The following is a 16,974-nucleotide window of genomic DNA, read 5'->3' as shown; positions in this document are numbered from 1 at the left end:
AAACAACACTCCAACAAGGAAAACGCTGTTGGTGTTGGTGTTGTTTGACATGTTGATAAGGTTACGGCGGTCATGGCGGAGGGGAAACGCCCGGTCTCATTCCGAACCCGGAAGCTAAGCCCTCCAGCGCCGATGGTACTGCACCCGGGAGGGTGTGGGAGAGTAGGACACCGCCGGACATTCTTCCGTTTAGGGCCACCCCCGCTGGGGGTGGCCCTAAACGCATTCCACGAAGCGATCGGACCGCAATGCCGAGCACCGTAGCCGGGCCGGGGGAGTGACCCCAAGAGCCCGATAAAGCGGAAGCCGTTCGCGTCGGCCTACGAATACCATCGCCCGGGTGACGGCACCTACGGCGGAACGGCCGGCCACCCGGCCGCTGTGGCGGCACCGCGACGCCACGGTGTTCTGGTCGGCTCAGACTCTCTCCGTGGTCGGCGACGGCTTCGCCACGCTGGCGATACCGTTGCCGGATCACCTCGGTGTTCTGGGCGACCCACTATGCGCTCGGTCCGGTCGGCGCGGCCGTCGTCACCTGGGGTGCCGAGGTGTACGGCGTACCTCTGGTGTGTCTTCTCGCCGGTGGCGGAATCGTCCTCGTGGCCCTCGCCGGGCTGGCCACCCCGGTGCGGCACTCCCGCCCCGGCTGGCCGGGCGGGTCGGTCCCACCGTGGCAGGTCGCGCCCTGTGCCCTGCGGCGGACGTGGCGTCGCCCGGGCATCCGGGCCAGCCGCCGCGCACCTGTCAGACGCGGGTCTGCAGGCCGTCCCGGATCTGCCGCAGCAGACCGGCGGACTCCTCGACCGAACGGGCGGGGAACATGGCCAGCACCACGCTGCCGTGGTCGGCCCAGCCGCAGACCGCGAAATCGCCGCCCTCGCCGCCGGTGCTGCCGCACTTCATCACGCCACCCAGCCGCCCCGGTGGCACGTCGCGGAGCCCGGTCACGGCTGCGGTCTCGTCGGCCATCAGCTCGAACAGACTCTCCAGGTCCCGCTCAGGCTGCCACAGCAGCGTGGTGCCGCCGAAGATCAGAACAGATCGCCGGGCGTCGGCGGGGTCCTGGTAGACGGCGCCGAAGCTGCTGTCCAGCTGAATGTCAGCAGCCAGCCCGCTACGCAGATAGTCGGCCGTGCTGGCCGCCCGGTCGCTGCTGTCCAGCCGAAGACCGGCGACCTGGTCGGGGGTGGTGATCCGGGCGTCCTTCTGCTGCACGATCCGCCAGCCCCAGGTGCTGAGCGCGCCCACCCCCACCAGCGCGATGATCGCGAGCGCCACCAGGACCAGACGTCGTCGCCGAGACCGTACGTCGGGCCGGTCGGCGCCGGCTGCCGGCTCGCGGTCGCCCAGCTCGATCGGCTCGTCGGTCAGCTCGACCGGCGGAGCGCCCTCGTCGAGCTGACGGGCCCTGAGATGTGCGTCGGACATAGCCGACACCGTACGCGAACGACAGGTGGCGCACGTCGGGTCCGTCGAAGCGCTCCGTAGACTTTCAGGGTGACCGAGAGACTGGATGCCCGACGCCCCGACGCCCCGACCCTCGCCGGCCAGTATCAGCCGAGTGAGGTAGAGCAGCGACGGTACGAGCAGTGGGTAGCCGACGGTCGATTCCGGGCCACCGCGGACAGTGATCGGCAGCCCTTCACCATCGTCATCCCACCGCCGAACGTCACCGGCTCGCTGCACATGGGTCACGCGCTGGACCACACGGTGCAGGACGCCCTGGTGCGGCGCAAGCGGATGCAGGGCTACGAGGCGCTCTGGCTGCCGGGCATGGACCACGCCGGCATCGCCACCCAGAACGTGGTCGAGCGGCAACTCGCCGCGCAGGGGCTCTCCCGCCACGACCTGGGCCGGGAGAAGTTCGTCGAGCGGGTGTGGGAGTGGAAGGCCTCCTCCGGCGGCGCGATCCTCGGCCAGATGCGCCGGCTCGGCGACTCGGTCGACTGGGACCGGGAACGCTTCACCATGGACGAGGGCCTGTCCCGCGCCGTCCAGACCATGTTCAAGAAGCTGTACGACGACGGCCTGATCTACCGGGCGAACCGCATCATCAACTGGTGCCCGCGCTGCCTGACCGCCCTGTCGGACATCGAGGTGGAGCACACCGACGACGACGGCGAACTGGTGTCGATCCGCTACAGCGACGAGGTGGTGGTGGCCACCACCCGGGCGGAGACCATGCTCGGCGACACGGCGGTCGCCGTGCACCCCGACGACGAGCGGTACCGCCACCTGATCGGAACCGAGGTCGAGTTGCCGTTGACCGGGCGGCGCATCCCGATCGTGGGCGACGCGCACGTGGACCCGTCGTTCGGCACCGGCATGGTGAAGGTGACCCCGGCGCACGACCCGAACGACTTCGAGATCGGGCAGCGGCACGACCTGCCCGCGCTGACGGTCATGGACGAGCGGGGGGTGATCACCGCACCCGGCCCGTTCGAGGGACTGGACCGGTTCGAGGCCCGGCCAGCGATCGTGGCGGCGCTGCGCGCCGAGGGACGCGTCGTCGCCGAGAAGCGGCCGTACGTGCACGCTGTCGGCCACTGCTCCCGGTGCCGTACCACCGTCGAGCCCCGGTTGTCGTTGCAGTGGTTCGTCAACACCTCGCCGCTGGCCAAGGCGGCCGGCGACGCGGTACGCGACGGTCGGGTGCGCATCGAGCCGGCGGAACTTGCCAAGCGCTACTTCGCCTGGGTCGACAACATGCACGACTGGTGCATCTCCCGGCAGCTCTGGTGGGGCCACCGGATCCCGGTCTGGTACGGCCCCGCCGGCGAGGTGGTCTGCGTCGGCCCCGATGAGCAACCGCCGACCGGCGAGGGCTGGCACCAGGACGAGGACGTGCTGGACACCTGGTTCTCCAGCGGACTCTGGCCGTTCTCCACGCTGGGCTGGCCCGAGCAGACCCCGGACCTGGCGAAGTTCTACCCGACAAGCGTGCTGGTCACCGGGTACGACATCCTGTTCTTCTGGGTCGCCCGGATGATGATGTTCGGCCTGTACGCGATGGACGGCCGGCAGCCGTTCGACGTGATCGCCCTGCACGGGATGGTTCGGGACGAGCACGGCAAGAAGATGTCCAAGTCCTTCGGCAACGTGGTGGATCCACTGGACTGGATCGACCGCTACGGTGCCGACGCCACCCGGTTCACCCTGGCCCGGGGCGCCAACCCCGGCGGCGACGTGCCGGTCAGCGAGGAGTGGTGCCAGGGGTCACGCAACTTCTGCAACAAGCTCTGGAACGCCACCCGGTTCGCCTTGATCAACGGTGCGCACACCGACGGCCCGATGCCGGACGCCGGACGGCTGTCGACCGTCGACCGGTGGATCCTGTCCCGACTGGCCCACGTCACCGCCGAGGTCGACGAGCAGTTCGAGGCGTACGAGTTCGCCAAGGTCTGTGACCTGCTGTACCACTTCGCCTGGGACGACGTCTGCGACTGGTACGTGGAGCTGAGCAAGCCGGTGCTGGCCGGCGGTGGCGAACCGGCCGAGGTCAGCCGCCGGGTCCTCGGCCACGTGCTGGACCAGCTGCTGCGGCTGCTGCACCCGGTTATCCCGTTCGTCACGGAGGAGCTGTGGACGGCACTCACCGGCGGCGAGACGGTGCTGACGGCGACCTGGCCCTCGGCTGACCGGGCGTTGATCGACGACGCCGCCGAGACGGAGGTGACCACCCTCCAGCGGGTGGTGACCGAGGTCCGCCGGTTCCGTTCCGACCAGGGCCTGCGTCCGACCCAGCGGGTCGCGGCGCGGCTCGACGGGTTGTCCGGCGCCGGGGTGGCGGCGCACGAGCCGTTGATCCGGTCGCTGGCGCGGCTGGATCCGGCCGGTGACGATTTCCAGGCCAGCGCGACGTTGGCCATGCCGGGAGAGGTAAGTGTCGCGTTGGACACCCGGGGCTCGATCGACGTCGCCGCGGAGCGGGCTCGGTTGACCAAGGATCGCGCGGCGGCGGAGAAGGAGGCGGGGCAGGCACGGGCGAAGCTGGACAACCCGGCGTTCGTCGGTAAGGCCCCCGAGCACGTCGTATACAAGATCCGCGAACGACTGGCGGTCGCCGAGGCCGACCTGGCTCGCATCGATGCTGCCCTGGAGGCACTTTCCTCGTGACCGACCCTGTCGACCGCACCGATCGCGTCCGTGCCGACCGGCCGGATGCCGAACTCAGTGAACCGACCGACCGCGCCCGTACCGTGGATCGTGCGGGCGCGGACCGCCGGGAGCGGACCGGTCGGGCCGAGCGTGCCGCCTTCGCGCAGGTGGAGGCGGAGCTGGCCGCGCGCGGCTTCACCCGGATGGTCTTCGAGCTGGACCGCATCTCGTCCCTGCTGGACCTGCTGGGCAGCCCGCAGCGGGCGTACCCGTCGATCCACCTGACCGGGACCAACGGCAAGACCTCCACGGCCAGGATGATCGACTCGCTGCTGCGGGCGTTCGGGCTGCACACCGGGCGGTACACCAGTCCGCATCTGGAGACGGTGCGGGAGCGGATCAGCCTGGATGGCGAGCCGGTGGACGAGGCCCGGTTCACCGCCGTGTACCAGGAGGTGAAGCCCCTGGCCGAACTGGTCGACGACCGTTCGGCCGAGCCGCTCACCTACTTCGACATGACCACCGCGCTGGCCTTCGCCACCTTCGCCGACGCGCCGGTCGACGTGGCCGTGGTCGAGGTGGGTCTCGGTGGTGCCGAGGACGCCACGAACGTCATCCAGGCGGGGGTGTGCGTCCTGACCCCGATCGGGCTCGACCACACCGAGTGGCTCGGTGACACGCTCCAGGACATCGCGGTGGCCAAGGCCGGCATCATCCATCCCGGTGCCACTGTGATCGCCGCCGCGCAGGAGGAGGAGGCCGCCCGGCCGATCCTGCAACGCTGCGCGGAGGTGGGCGCGACAGTGGCCCGGGAGGGCTCGGAGTTCGGCGTACTGCGCCGGGCTGTGGCGGTCGGCGGTCAGGTGCTGACCCTGCAAGGGCTGGGCGGGGTGTACGAGGAGGTGTTCGTCCCGCTGCACGGCGCGCACCAGGCGCAGAACGCGGCGGTGGCGCTGGCGGCCGTCGAGGCGTTCCTTGGTGCGGGTGCCCGCCGGCAGCTCGACGTGGAGACGGTGCGGGAAGGCTTTGCCACCGCCAGCTCCCCGGGTCGGCTGGAACGGGTGCGTTCCGCGCCGACGATCCTGCTCGACGGCGCACACAACCCGCAGGGCATGGCGGCCACGGTCACCGCGTTGCAGGAGGAGTTCGCGTTCAGCAAGCTGGTCGCCGTCATGGGCACCCTCGCCGACAAGGACGCGGCCAGCATGCTGGAGCTGCTGGAACCTGTGGTCGACCAGCTGGTGGTGACGCGGAACAGCTCACCCCGGGCGCTGCCGGTCAAGGAACTGGCCGCGCTGGCCGCGGAGGTCTTCGGTCCGGACCGGGTCGAGGTGGCCGAGGAGATGCCGGACGCCATCGAGGCGGCGGTGGCGCTGGCCGAGGAGGACGTGCCGGGCGAGCTGGCCGGGGTCGGGGTGCTCATCACCGGCTCCGTGGTGACTGTGGCCGACGCCCGTCGGCTGCTGAAGCGATGACCGGCGACGGCGACGGCCAGCCCCGCCGATCGGGCCTGCGCAATCCGCAGCGGGCGGTACGCGGGCTCGGTGCGGCTGCACTCGCCCTGGAGGCGTTGGTGCTGCTGCTGGCGATCCAGCCGATCCGGGCGGTCGGTGCTGATCTAGGTGGCGCGGCGATCGCCGTGGTCGTGACGCTGGCCGTGGTCGCCGCCGTGCTCGCCGGCATGATGCGCCGGGCGTGGGCCTGGCACGCCGGCACCGTGTTGCAGGGACTGCTGCTGCTGTCCGGCCTGCTGCACTGGTCGCTGTTCGTGCTGGGCGTGATCTTCGCGCTGGTGTGGGCGTACGCGCTGCACGTACGTCGGGTGATTCTGGGCTGAGGACCACCGTGGCGGGCGCGTCAGGCTACGGCGGCCCAGGGCCTCGATCACGCCTCGGCGAGTTCCCGCCACTGGGTCAGCGCGATGCCGTGCCCGTCGGGGTCGCGGAACGCCGCCGCCCAGACCTCCAACTTGCTGCCCCGGTTGACCACCCGGGGCGGGTAGGTGAATCGGACGCCGGACTCGCGCAGCCGCTCGTACGCCGACTGGATGTCGTCCACGTCGAGGTTGACGTGGACCAGCCGACGGCTGATCGGCTGCGCCCCGGTCACCTCGCGCAATACCAGGCGGGTCGCCCCCGAGGAGAGCACCGCGTTGGCGGCGCCCCGGTCGACCTCCGTGAAGCCGAGTCGGTCCCGGTAGAACTCCAGCGAGCGGGACAGCTCGGTCACCAGCAGGGTGATGCCCACCCCGCTGATCGGGGCCGCCGGGTCGGCGGCGTCCGGGTCGAAGCCGAAGATCGCCTCGTCCAGATCCTCCGCGTCGACCGCCTCCGCCCGGTCCCCAGCGGACTGCGGGGGATCGTCGAAGGTCGGGCGGTCGGCGGGCGTCGCCTGGCTGTTGGTCGTCGGCCGGTCGGTGGTGGCCGTCAGGCGCGGTTCCGGATCGTCCAGTGGCAGGTCGAGCGGGTCGAGGGGGTCCATCGGGTCGGTCAGGCCCGTGGACGGGCCGGCAGGAGGCGGCGCTGATCGCCCCGAGGGCACCGGATCGCCCGTCGGGTCGGCCGGTTCGTCTCCGGCGAAGCTCGCCGCCGGGCTGAACGGTTCCTCGGTGAACCGCTCGTCGGCGGGCATCCGGGGCGCGGGGGTGGCGCGGCGGGGCAGCCGCTGCTCGTCGAGGCGTTCCACCACGGTTCCCTCCAGCACGACGGGTCGGCCCGGGCGCTGGCGTACCCGCACCGTCTCGTGGTGCTCGACCGGTTCGGCCGCGGCATCGTGCGGTCGGCCGTCCGACGGACCGCCGAGTGGACCCTCGGACGGATCGGCGGCGGGGTCGTGGAAGTCGTCCTCCGGCGCCCGCCCGGCCCACGGTGGCGCCTCCTGCCCGATCAGCACCTCGTCCGGCGGCACCGTGGCGAACTCGGGGGGCAGGTCGGCGGTGCTGCCGGCCTCGGTGTGGGTGAGTACCTCGTCCCAGAGCACCCGGACGTGTCGCGGGTCGTCCAACGCCACCCGGATCGGCAGGGTCTGCCCCAGTGACGGCCACTTCGACACCGGCACCCGCGGCTCGATGATCTTCTTTGAGCGAGGTGGCAGCCCGGGAGCGTCGATCACCAGTTGCAGCTCGCAGCGACCGAAGGCGTACTGGGTCGGTGGCTCGGAGGCGCTGTGCACATGGCCGGCGCCGACCACCCAGGTGCGGCCCCCGCTGCGCACGGTGGCCAGTGCGATCGCCAGGGCCAGCAGGGCGACACCGAGTGCGACGATCGCCCAGCTGGTCATGCCCAGGCCGAAGAGGATGACGAAGGTGGCCACGGTGCCCAGCACCGCGGCGATCAACTTGCGTACCGGTGCGATGGGTCGGTTGCCGCCACCATTCGCCACAGTGGACCTCCCGGGGGTCAGGGCCAGGCTAGGCCGGATCGGGGGCCGGGGGAAGGCCGGCCACCGCGCCGGTGCCGGGACCGGGTCGCTAGGCTGACCGTACCCAGCCCGACCGGCTTCCGCTCTGAGGAGGAACCCAGCGTGTCCAGCAGCAGCCCGGACGACCGCACGCTCGTCCTGATCAAGCCCGACGCGGTCCGCCGAGGACTGGTGGGCGAGATCATCTCCCGGTTCGAGCGCAAGGGGCTGCGGATCGACGCGATGGTGTCCCGGACCATGGACGCCGCGCTGGCCGACGAGCACTACGCCGAGCACGTCGACAAGCCGTTCTATCCGCCGCTGAAGGCGTTCATGACCGGTGGCCCGCTGGTCGCGCTCGTGCTCTCGGGCGACCAGGTCATCGAGGTGGTGCGGGGCCTGATCGGCGCCACCGACGGGCGTAAGGCCGCCGCCGGCACGATTCGTGGCGACCTGTCCCTGTCCAACCGGGAGAACCTGGTGCACGCCTCCGACTCGGCCGACAGCGCCAAGCGCGAGCTGGCGCTCTGGTTCCCCGAACTGGGCTGAGCCAGCCGCCCGGCTCAGGCCGCCCAGGGCAGCTTGTCCGGGTTGGCCACCACGAAGATGTCAGTGATCCGACCGGCGGCCGTGCCGAGCGTCACCGCGTACGCGTCGCCGGACGCTGTGCTGAGCACGGCGGCCGGCTGGCCGTTGAGTTCCGTGTGCCGCACGGTGAGCGGCCAGCTCTTCGCCCGGATGCCCAGCAGGAACCGGACGACCCGGTCGGCGCCGGTGACCGGGTTGCGGGCGGCCCGCACCCGGCCCCCGCCGTCGCTCCACGCGGTCGCGTCCGCGGCGACCAGGTCGGTCAGCGCGGCCAGGTCGCCCTCGGTCGCGGCGGTGATGAACGCCTCCAGCAGCCGTTCCTGCTCGGCCCGGTCGGCGGTGAACCGGCGCTGGTCGCGCCCGATGCGGACGCTCGCCCGGTGGTGCAGCTGTCGGCAGTCCTCGGCGGAGCGCTCCAGCACCTCGGCGATCTCGGCGTAGGGCAGCTCGAAGGCGGTGTGCAGCACATAGACGGCGCGCTCCGGCGGGGTGAGCCGCTCCAGCAGGTGCAGCAGCGCGGTGGAGAGCGAGTCGCGCAACTCGGCGCGCTCCAGCGGCCCGAACGGCGACGGCGCGGTGGGCACCGGCTCCGGCAACCATGACCCGACGTACGTCTCGCGGGCGGCCTGCCGGGCCCGTAGCCGGTCCATCGACAGGTGGGTCACCACCCGGGACAGGTAGCGACGCGGCTCGCTCACCTCGGCGCGGTCGACCCGTAACCAGCGCAGGTAAGCCTCCTGGAGGACGTCCTCGGCGTCGTGGCGGCTACCCAACAACCGGTAGGCCAGCCCGAGTAGCATCGGCCGGTGCGCGTCGAGCGCACCGGCCGCCTCCGCCGCGTCGACCGGACTCACACGTCCGTCGGCAGCTCGTTGCGGAAGGTCACCGCGATCCGGTTCCACACGTTGATTGTGGCAATCGCCAGAACCAGGTCGGCGAGGGCCTTCTCCGACCACACCTTCGACGCGGCGTCCCAGACGTCGTCGGGCACACCGTGTTCGCCGAGCCGGGTGACCGCGTCGGTCAACGCGAGCGCGGCGCGTTCCCGCTCGTCGAAGAAGGGCGCCTCTCGCCAGGCGGCCACCGCGAACAGTCGTCGGCTCGACTCGCCGGCGCCGAGCGCCTCCCGGCTGTGCATGTCGACGCAGTACGTGCAGCCGTTCAGCATCGACGCGCGCAGTTTCACCAACTCCAACACGGTGTGGTCGACGTTGGCCCGGACGTACTTCTCCAGCCCCAGCACGGTGCCGAACGCCTCCGGCGCCACCTCGGCCACGTTGATCCGCTGCATGACAACCTCCCCGATAGTTCGGTCTGACACCACCACGACGGATCGCCCGGCCCGTCGCGTGACAAATGGGGCATGTGACGCCGGTCATGCACCGTTCCGGCGACGGTCACCCGGACAGACGCCGACGGCCACGTCCGCCCGGTAGACCGAAGCGGTCAGACCCCTCAATCAGGAGGAAAGATGACCGAACTCGACCGACGTACCCTGCTGCGGGCCGGCCTGCTCGCCGGCACCGGGGTGGCCGGTGGTGTGCTGTTGGGTGGACCGGGCGCGCTCGCCGGGCCGGCCTGGCGGCCCGCCGGGCGGCCGATGCTGACACACGGAGTGCAGAGCGGAGCCGCCACGGCGGACTCGACGGTGCTCTGGACCCGGGCCGACCGCCCGGGGCGGATGATGGTGGAGGTGTCCCGCCGGCCCGACCTGCGGGGTGCCCGTCGGGTACGTGGGCCGGTGCTGACCCCGGAGACCGACTTCACCGGCAGGGTGCGGCTACGCGGGCTGCCCGGCGCCGAGCGGCTGCACTACCGGGTGCGGGTGGAGAGCCTGGACCGGCCGGGCCTGGCCAGCGCGCCGCTGACCGGCTCGCTGACCACCGCCCCGATGCCGCACCAGCGGCGCGACGTGCGGTTCGTCTGGACCGGGGACATCGCCGGTCAGGGCTGGGGCATCGCACCGGACTTCGGCGGGATGGAGATCTTCCGGGCGATGCGGGAGCGCCGACCGGACTTCTTCCTGTGCAGCGGTGACACGGTGTACGCCGACAATCCGCTCGCCGAGACGGTGACGCTGCCCGACGGGCGGGTGTGGCGCAATCTGGTCGTGCCGGAGAAGCTCAAGGTTGCCGAGTCGCTTGCCGAATTCCGTGGCCAGTTCGCGTACAACCTGCTCGACGAGCACCTGCGGGCGTTCGTCGCGGAGGTGCCCCAGGTCAACCAGTGGGACGACCATGAGGTGACGAACAACTGGTATCCGGGCGAGGTGCTGACCGACAGCCGCTACACCGAGCGTCGGGTGGATGTGCTCGCCGCGCGGGCCCGGCGGGCCTTCGACGAGTGGCTGCCCACGCCGTCGGACGGGCCGCGCTACCGACGGCTGCCGTACGGCCCGTTGCTGGATCTCTTTGTGCTGGACATGCGGACCTACAAGGACCCCAACGACGGCAACACCTACGCCGATCCGAAGCGTGGCCTGCTCGGCGCCGAGCAGCGGGCCTGGCTGATCCGGGAACTGACCCGGTCCCGGGCTGCCTGGAAGGTCATCGCCATCGACCTGCCGCTGGGGCTGGTGGTGCCCGACGGCGCGGGCGCGCAGGAGGGGGTGGCGCAGGGTGACCCGGGCGCTCCCGCCGGGCGGGAGTTGGAGTTCGCGCAGGTGCTCGGCGCGGCCCACCGGGCGGGGGTGACCGGGATCGTCTTCCTCACCGCGGACGTGCACTACACCGCCGCGCACCACTACGACCCGGCGCGGGCGGCGGTCGCCGATTTCACCCCGTTCTGGGAGTTCGTCTCCGGGCCGGCGCACGCCGGTGCCTTCGGCCCCAACGCGCTGGACGGCACCTTCGGGCCGAAGGCCGTCTTCGTCAACGCCCCGCCGCGGGCCAACACCTCCCCGGCAGAGGGCTTCCAACACTTCGGCGAGGTCCAGATCGACGCCGACACCCGAGCCCTCACCGTCCACCTCCGCGACCGCGCTGGACGTTCCCTCTGGACCACCACCCTCCCCGCCCCCTGATCCACCCCTGGCCGATCATGCAGTTGTGGTTGCCGGATTGCGCTGGATGGCATGTTTTGGCAGGTGCCACAACTGCATGATCGCGGTGGCTGAGGGGTGGAGGTTATTGGGGGGAGGGGTGGGGGTGGGGTGGGTATCATGGGTGGGTAGGGCGATGATCCGGCCATCACCGGGGAGCTTCCGGAAGAACGGCCGGGTGACCGGCTCAGTAGAACCGGACGGGGCGGCCCGTTATCGCCGACCAACGAGCGGGCGGTCGAACCTGACCGCCAAGCGGGGTGGTACCGCGGGCTTGGCCCGGGGCGCCGGTGACGGCGTACCGGCAAGGCTCGTCCTCGCAGACCCACGACAGTGAGCGTCAGCGAGGAGAGCGACCCCCGATGGCCTATCCGTTGCACGACCCGACCGCCGGCGGCGTACCGGCGAGCCCGGACCTGCCCGCGGTCGAGCGCCGGGTCCTGGAGCACTGGACGGCCGACAAGACCTTCGAGGCGTCCGTGGATGCCCGCCCGGCCGGCGACCAGGGGAAGAACGAGTACGTCTTCTACGACGGCCCGCCGTTCGCCAACGGGCTGCCGCACTACGGCCACCTGTTCACCGGGTACGTCAAGGACGTGGTGCCGCGTTACCAGACCATGCGCGGCCGGCGGGTGGAGCGGCGCTTCGGTTGGGACTGCCACGGCCTTCCCGCCGAGGTGGTAGCCGAGAAGCAGCTCGGCATCACCAGCAAGGCGGAGATCCTCGACCTCGGTGTGGCCCGGTTCAACGACGCCTGCCGCAGCTCGGTGCTGGAGTTCACCCAGGACTGGGAGCGGTACGTCACCCGCCAGGCCCGATGGGTCGACTTCACCAACGACTACAAGACCCTCGACCTGGACTACATGGAAAGCGTCATGTGGGCCTTCAAGACCCTGCACGACAAGGGCCTGGTCTACGAGGGCTTCCGGGTGTTGGCGTACTGCTGGCGGTGCGAGACGCCGCTGTCGAACACCGAGACCCGGATGGACGACGTCTACCGCGACCGACACGACCCGACGCTGACGGTGTGGTTCGAGCTGACCGCCGACGACGCGGCGCCGGAACTGCTCCGGGGGCCGGTGCGGTTGGGCGTCTGGACCACCACGCCGTGGACCCTGCCGTCGAACCTGGCCCTGGCCGTCGGCCCGGACATCGAGTACGCGGTGCTGGAGCGCGACGGCGTTCGTCACCTGGTGGGCTCGGCTCGGCTCGGCGCGTACGCCAAGGAGCTCGACGGGTACCAGCAGGTCGGCACGGTGCGCGGCGCGGACCTGGTCGGCCGCCGCTACACCCCGTTGTTCGACTTCCTCGTCGAGCAGGCCGGGCCGAACGCGTACCAGGTGCTCGGGGGGGAGTTCGTGACCACCGAGGACGGCACCGGGATCGTGCACCTGGCACCCGCCTTCGGCGAGGACGACCAGAACGTGTGCAACGCCGCCGGCATCCCGACCATCGTCACCGTAGACGATCACACCCGCTTCACCGCGCTGGTGCCGCCCTTCCAGGGCGAGCAGGTCTTCGACGTCAACAAGCCGGTGATCCGCCAGCTCAGGGAGCGGGGGGTGGTGCTCAAGCAGGACACCTACACCCACTCGTACCCGCACTGCTGGCGCTGCGACACGCCGCTGGTCTACAAGGCGGTGTCGTCCTGGTTCGTGGCGGTGACCCGGTTCAAGGACCGGATGGTCGAGCTGAACCAGCAGATCAACTGGACGCCGGGGCACATCAAGGACGGCTCCTTCGGCAAGTGGCTGGCCAACGCCCGCGACTGGTCGATCAGCCGCAACCGGTTCTGGGGCTCGCCCATCCCGGTGTGGAAGTCCGACGATCCGAACTACCCACGGGTGGACGTGTACGGGTCGCTGGCCGAAATCGAACGGGACTTCGGGGTACGCCTGAGCGACCTGCACCGGCCGGTGGTGGACGAGCTGGTCCGCCCCAACCCGGACGATCCGACCGGTCGGTCGATGATGCGTCGGGTGCCGGAGGTGCTGGACTGCTGGTTCGAGTCCGGCTCGATGCCGTTCGCGCAGGTGCACTATCCGTTCGAGAACCGTGAGTGGTTCGAGCACCACTACCCGGGCGACTTCATCGTCGAGTACATCGGGCAGACCCGCGGCTGGTTCTACACGATACACGTGCTGGCCACCGCGCTGTTCGACAGGCCGGCGTTCCGCAACTGCCTCAGCCACGGCATCCTGCTCGGCTCCGACGGGCGCAAGATGTCCAAGAGCCTGCGCAACTACCCGGACGTCTACCACGTCTTCGACTCGTACGGCTCGGACGCGATGCGCTGGATGCTGATGTCCTCGCCGGTGCTGCGTGGCGGGGACATGCCGGTCACCGAGTCGAGCGTGCGTGACGCCGTCCGGCAGGTGCTGCTGCCGCTGTGGAACGTCTGGTACTTCTTCTCGCTCTACGCCAACGCGGACGGGTATCAGGCGCGTCGCCGCACCGACTCGACGAACGTGCTCGACCGGTACGTGCTGGCGAAGACGAACGAGCTGGTGTCGACGGCCGGCGCGCAGATGGACGCGTACGACATCTCGGGTGCCTGCGCCACCGTGCGGTCCTACCTGGACGCGCTGACCAACTGGTACGTGCGTCGCTCCCGGGACCGTTTCTGGGCGGGCGACGCGGACGCGTTCGACACGCTGTGGACCGTGCTGGAGACGCTCTGCCGGGTGGTGGCGCCGCTGGCGCCGCTCACCGCTGAGGAGATCTGGCGCGGGCTGACCGGCGAGCGGTCGGTGCACCTGACCGACTGGCCGGTGGCCGAGGAGTTCCCGGCCGACCATGAACTGGTGGCCGCGATGGACGCGGTACGGGCGGTGGCCTCGGCGACGCTGTCGCTGCGCAAGGCCAAGGGGCTGCGGGTGCGGCTGCCGCTGGCGAAACTGACCGTGGCCAGCCCGGCGGCCGGGCAGCTGGGGCCCTTCGCGGACCTGGTGGCCGACGAGGTCAACGTCAAGGAGGTCGACTTCACCGATGCGGTGTCGGCGTACTGCCAGCAGGTGTTGACGGTGGTGCCGCGGGCGCTCGGGCCGCGGGTCGGCAAGCAGGTGCAGCAGGTGATCAAGGCGGTCAAGGCGGGGGAGTGGGAGCTGGTCGACGGCGCTCCGGTGGCCGCCGGAGTCACCCTGGCCGAGGGCGAGTACGAGCTGCGGCTGGTCGCCGCCGACGCGGAGCATTCGGCGCCACTGCCCGGCGGCGAGGGGGTGGTGGTGCTGGACACCACGGTCACCGCCGAACTGGCCGCCGAGGGGGTGGCCCGGGACTTCGTCCGGGTGGTGCAGCAGGCCCGCCGCGACGCCGACCTCGACGTGTCCGACCGGATCGCGGTGACCGCGTCGGGCGCCGACGAGGTACGGGTTGCGGTGGCCGGGTACCGGGACTTCGTGACCCGGGAGGTGCTCGCCGACAGCATCGACTTCGCCGACGGGGTCGACGGCTTCGCCGGTGAGGTCGGCGAGGGCGTGCCGGTGACGGTGGTCGTTCGTCGCGTCTGAGTTGCCCGGAGGGGCCCCTTCCGGCCGGAGGGGCCTCTTCCCGGCGACCCGTACTCAGCCAGCGGACCAGCCCGACCTCACGCATGCTGTCGTGGGGCGGTCCGCTACGGTGACACCGCCTCTTACCTCACTCGATCCGCCGGAGGACCAGTGCCGCTGCTCTACACCATCGGCAAGCTCACCGTGGGGCCCGCGATGCGGCTGGCGTTCCGTCCGACGGTGGAGGGGCTGGAGCACATCCCGGACAAGGGCGGCGCGATCTTCGCCGGCAACCACCTGTCGGTGGCCGACGAACTGTTCCTCGGCACGGTGGTACCCCGGCACCTGGCGTTCTGGGCGAAGTCCGAGTATTTCACCGGCACCGGCGTCAAGGGCCGCTTCTCCAAGTTCGTCCTCACCGGTCTCGGTGCGATTCCGGTGGAGCGGGCCGGCGGGCGCGCCGCGCTCGCCGCGTTCGACGCCGCCATTCCGGCGCTCAAGGGCGGCGACCTGGTGGTGGTATACCCGGAGGGCACCCGTTCGCCGGACGGGCGACTGTACCGGGGGCGCACCGGTGCGGTCCGGCTCGCCATCGCGGCCGGTGTGCCGATCATTCCGGTGGGCATGATCGGCACCGAGAAGGTGCAGCCGATCGGTGCCCGGGTGCCGCGCCCCTTCACGGGCAAGATCACCATCAAGTTCGGCAAGCCGCTCGACTTCACCGGCCGGCCGGACGACCGGCTGTCGCTGCGGCAGATGACCGACGAGATGATGGGTGAGATCCAGAAGCTCACCGGTCAGGAGTACGTCTCCCGCTACGCGCCGCCGCGGGCCCATCCGCCGGTCACCGGGGAGACCGACGCCCGCTGAGCCGTCCCGCCGGGTGCGCCCACGGCGTGCCGTCGTCGATCCGATCAGCCGTCCGCGGTGACGATCTGGTCCCGTAGGGTGGCCAGCAGTCGGGAGCTGTCGTCCACGGAGAGCCCGGTGAAGACACCCGTGGTGATGCTGCCGTGGTCGACCGAGGTGCACACCACCGCGCCGAGCCCGTCGGTGCGTCCCACCGCGCAACGTTCGTGGCGACCCCGGACACCGGTCTCCATGATCTGCATGTCGCCGAGGGCGTACTGGTCGGTGAGGCGTTCGATCTCGGCGTCGGCGTCCGCCGACGGGGCGAACCGGAAACCGGTGCCGCCGAAGACGGTCACCCGCTTGCCGTTGCTCGTGTGGTAGATCCCGGCGAAGGTGTCCTCGGCGAGCCAGTGCGACTGGCGCATCTGGGTCTCCAGCTGGCGGGCGTCGCGGGTGCTGCGCGGGTCCTCCCGCAGCCGCAGGTCGGCCACCTGCTGCGGCAACGCGGCCTTCGCCGGGTACTGGCTGGCCATCGGCATGCCGTAGTAGGCCGGGCAGCCGCAGCAGCACGCGAGGGTCAGCAGCAGCAACCAGGGCCAGCGGCGACGTTTGCGGACCGGCACCGGGACGTACCCCGAGGGCGGCTGCCAACCCGGTGGGGGTGCGACCGGTCCAACCTTGGACTTCTTCCTGCCCCGCCGACCACGCGACGGTGCCGGTGGGCCGGCCGGGATGGGCGGGTAGGGCCCGGGTGGTTGCGGCTGCTGTGGCGCGACCGGCGGGGGTTGTGGCTGTGGCGCGACCGCCGGCGGCGGATGGGGCGAGACCGGTGCCGGGGACACCGGGGGCCCGGAGTACGGCCGGGTCGGCGGCGGACTCGGGTAGGACAGCGTCGGTGGCAGGGCGGGAAAGTCGGTCGAGGGAAGGTCCCAGCCGCTGGTGTCGACGCCGGCCCACGGGTCGACAGGTGTCTGGTGCTCCGGCTGCGGCACCGGCGTCGCCGGCGGCGGGGTGGGTTCCGCCGACTCGCCCCAGCCGCGTCGGCGCGGTGCGGACGGGGGTACCGGAGCCGAGCCGCTCCAGCGCGGGGCGGCCGCCTCCGGCGCAGACTCGGGCAGCACCCGGGTGCCCTGCGGACCGACCTGCGCCACCGACGGCTGGTCGTCGTCGGAGACGGCTTCGGTGGCCCCTGCGTCGGTCGGGGGGCCAACCTTGGTGGGCAGGCCGACCTTGGTGGGCGGTGCGTCGGTCGGCTCGGTGTCGGCCAGCCCGTTCCCGGTCGGCTCAGCCTCGTCTGGCCTGGCCGACTGGTCGTCGGCGGTGGTCGGGTCGGTGGGCAGTTCGTGGGTGACCGCCGGCTCCCCGTCCCGGTGTTGATCCGGACGGCTCCCGTCGACCGGCCGGTCGGCTCCCGGCTGCGGCTCCGGCATCGCGGCAATCTCCTCTCGCGCCGGTCCGAGGTTAGTACCGGTGTGCCACCGGGACCGACTCGGGATGAGGCAAGGCCGG

The 16,974-nt window shown here is 71.2% G+C and carries 12 protein-coding genes and 1 rRNA gene; 8 read left to right on the top strand and 5 right to left on the bottom strand.

The genetic code is table 11. From position 1 onward, the window contains the following. The first annotated feature begins 62 nt into the window (after positions 1 to 62). Positions 63 to 179 (top strand): 5S ribosomal RNA (gene rrf / locus O7601_RS00065). 565 nt (positions 180 to 744) lie between these two features. Here rrf and O7601_RS00060 read toward each other — a convergent pair. Further along, positions 745 to 1,428, bottom strand: a complete 684-nt coding sequence (locus O7601_RS00060) for a hypothetical protein (protein ID WP_281564285.1) — start codon at positions 1,426 to 1,428, stop codon at positions 745 to 747. A 69-nt stretch (positions 1,429 to 1,497) separates the two neighbouring features. Here O7601_RS00060 and O7601_RS00055 point away from each other — a divergent pair, with 69 nt between their 5' ends. The 3 genes from O7601_RS00055 to O7601_RS00045 all read left to right on the top strand — a co-directional run bounded on the left by O7601_RS00055 (position 1,498) and on the right by O7601_RS00045 (position 5,935). Then, on the top strand, positions 1,498 to 4,116 hold the full coding sequence (locus O7601_RS00055) for a valine--tRNA ligase (RefSeq protein WP_281564284.1): 2,619 nt from the start codon (positions 1,498 to 1,500) through the stop codon (positions 4,114 to 4,116). A gap of 185 nt (positions 4,117 to 4,301) precedes the next feature. Then, positions 4,302 to 5,573, top strand: a complete 1,272-nt coding sequence (locus O7601_RS00050) for a folylpolyglutamate synthase/dihydrofolate synthase family protein (protein ID WP_281567095.1) — start codon at positions 4,302 to 4,304, stop codon at positions 5,571 to 5,573. Continuing rightward, positions 5,570 to 5,935 (top strand): DUF4233 domain-containing protein, encoded by a 366-nt coding sequence (locus tag O7601_RS00045; protein WP_281564283.1) that lies wholly within the window; start codon positions 5,570 to 5,572, stop codon positions 5,933 to 5,935. Before O7601_RS00050 ends, O7601_RS00045 begins: the two co-directional genes overlap by 4 nt. A 47-nt stretch (positions 5,936 to 5,982) precedes the next feature. Here the strand turns inward: O7601_RS00045 and O7601_RS00040 are convergent, their stop codons facing one another. Beyond that, entirely contained in the window at positions 5,983 to 7,479 is a 1,497-nt protein-coding gene (locus tag O7601_RS00040; RefSeq protein ID WP_281564282.1) for a VOC family protein, read from the bottom strand. 141 nt (positions 7,480 to 7,620) lie between these two features. On the opposite strand from O7601_RS00040, the gene ndk reads away from it, so the two are divergent. After that, positions 7,621 to 8,046 carry a nucleoside-diphosphate kinase gene (gene ndk / locus O7601_RS00035; RefSeq protein WP_210941639.1) on the top strand — a complete coding sequence of 142 codons (426 nt, stop codon included), beginning with the start codon at positions 7,621 to 7,623 and terminating at the stop codon, positions 8,044 to 8,046. A gap of 14 nt (positions 8,047 to 8,060) precedes the next feature. On the opposite strand, the gene sigJ is transcribed toward ndk, so the two are convergent. Both sigJ and O7601_RS00025 read right to left on the bottom strand, forming a co-directional pair. Then, the gene (gene sigJ / locus O7601_RS00030; protein ID WP_281564281.1) at positions 8,061 to 8,939 is read right to left on the bottom strand and encodes an RNA polymerase sigma factor SigJ; all 879 of its coding nucleotides are present in this window, start codon (positions 8,937 to 8,939) and stop codon (positions 8,061 to 8,063) included. After that, a complete protein-coding gene (locus tag O7601_RS00025) occupies positions 8,936 to 9,376 on the bottom strand; it encodes a carboxymuconolactone decarboxylase family protein (protein WP_281564279.1) in 441 nt (146 codons plus the stop codon). The genes sigJ and O7601_RS00025 overlap by 4 nt, the downstream gene beginning before the upstream one ends. Before the next feature lie 180 nt (positions 9,377 to 9,556). On the opposite strand from O7601_RS00025, the gene O7601_RS00020 reads away from it, so the two are divergent. The 3 genes from O7601_RS00020 (at position 9,557) to O7601_RS00010 (ending at position 15,483) form a co-directional block, all read left to right on the top strand. Then, positions 9,557 to 11,107, top strand: coding sequence for an alkaline phosphatase D family protein (locus O7601_RS00020; protein ID WP_281564278.1), 1,551 nt, complete (start codon positions 9,557 to 9,559; stop codon positions 11,105 to 11,107). Between the two features lie 380 nt (positions 11,108 to 11,487). Then, positions 11,488 to 14,634 (top strand): isoleucine--tRNA ligase, encoded by a 3,147-nt coding sequence (ileS, locus tag O7601_RS00015; protein WP_281564277.1) that lies wholly within the window; start codon positions 11,488 to 11,490, stop codon positions 14,632 to 14,634. A gap of 150 nt (positions 14,635 to 14,784) precedes the next feature. Then, positions 14,785 to 15,483: a lysophospholipid acyltransferase family protein gene (locus O7601_RS00010; RefSeq protein ID WP_281564276.1), complete on the top strand. Its 699-nt coding sequence runs from the start codon at positions 14,785 to 14,787 to the stop codon at positions 15,481 to 15,483. Positions 15,484 to 15,527: 44 nt separating this feature from the next. On the opposite strand, the gene O7601_RS00005 is transcribed toward O7601_RS00010, so the two are convergent. Next, the gene (locus O7601_RS00005; protein ID WP_281564275.1) at positions 15,528 to 16,895 is read right to left on the bottom strand and encodes a hypothetical protein; all 1,368 of its coding nucleotides are present in this window, start codon (positions 16,893 to 16,895) and stop codon (positions 15,528 to 15,530) included. Positions 16,896 to 16,974: the final 79 nt, after the last annotated feature.

The organism is Verrucosispora sp. WMMD573 (assembly GCF_027497175.1).
Taxonomy (GTDB): Bacteria; Actinomycetota; Actinomycetes; order Mycobacteriales; family Micromonosporaceae; genus Micromonospora.
Note: the sequence above shows the minus strand (reverse complement) of the source record. Positions and strands in the feature narration are given on the sequence as shown.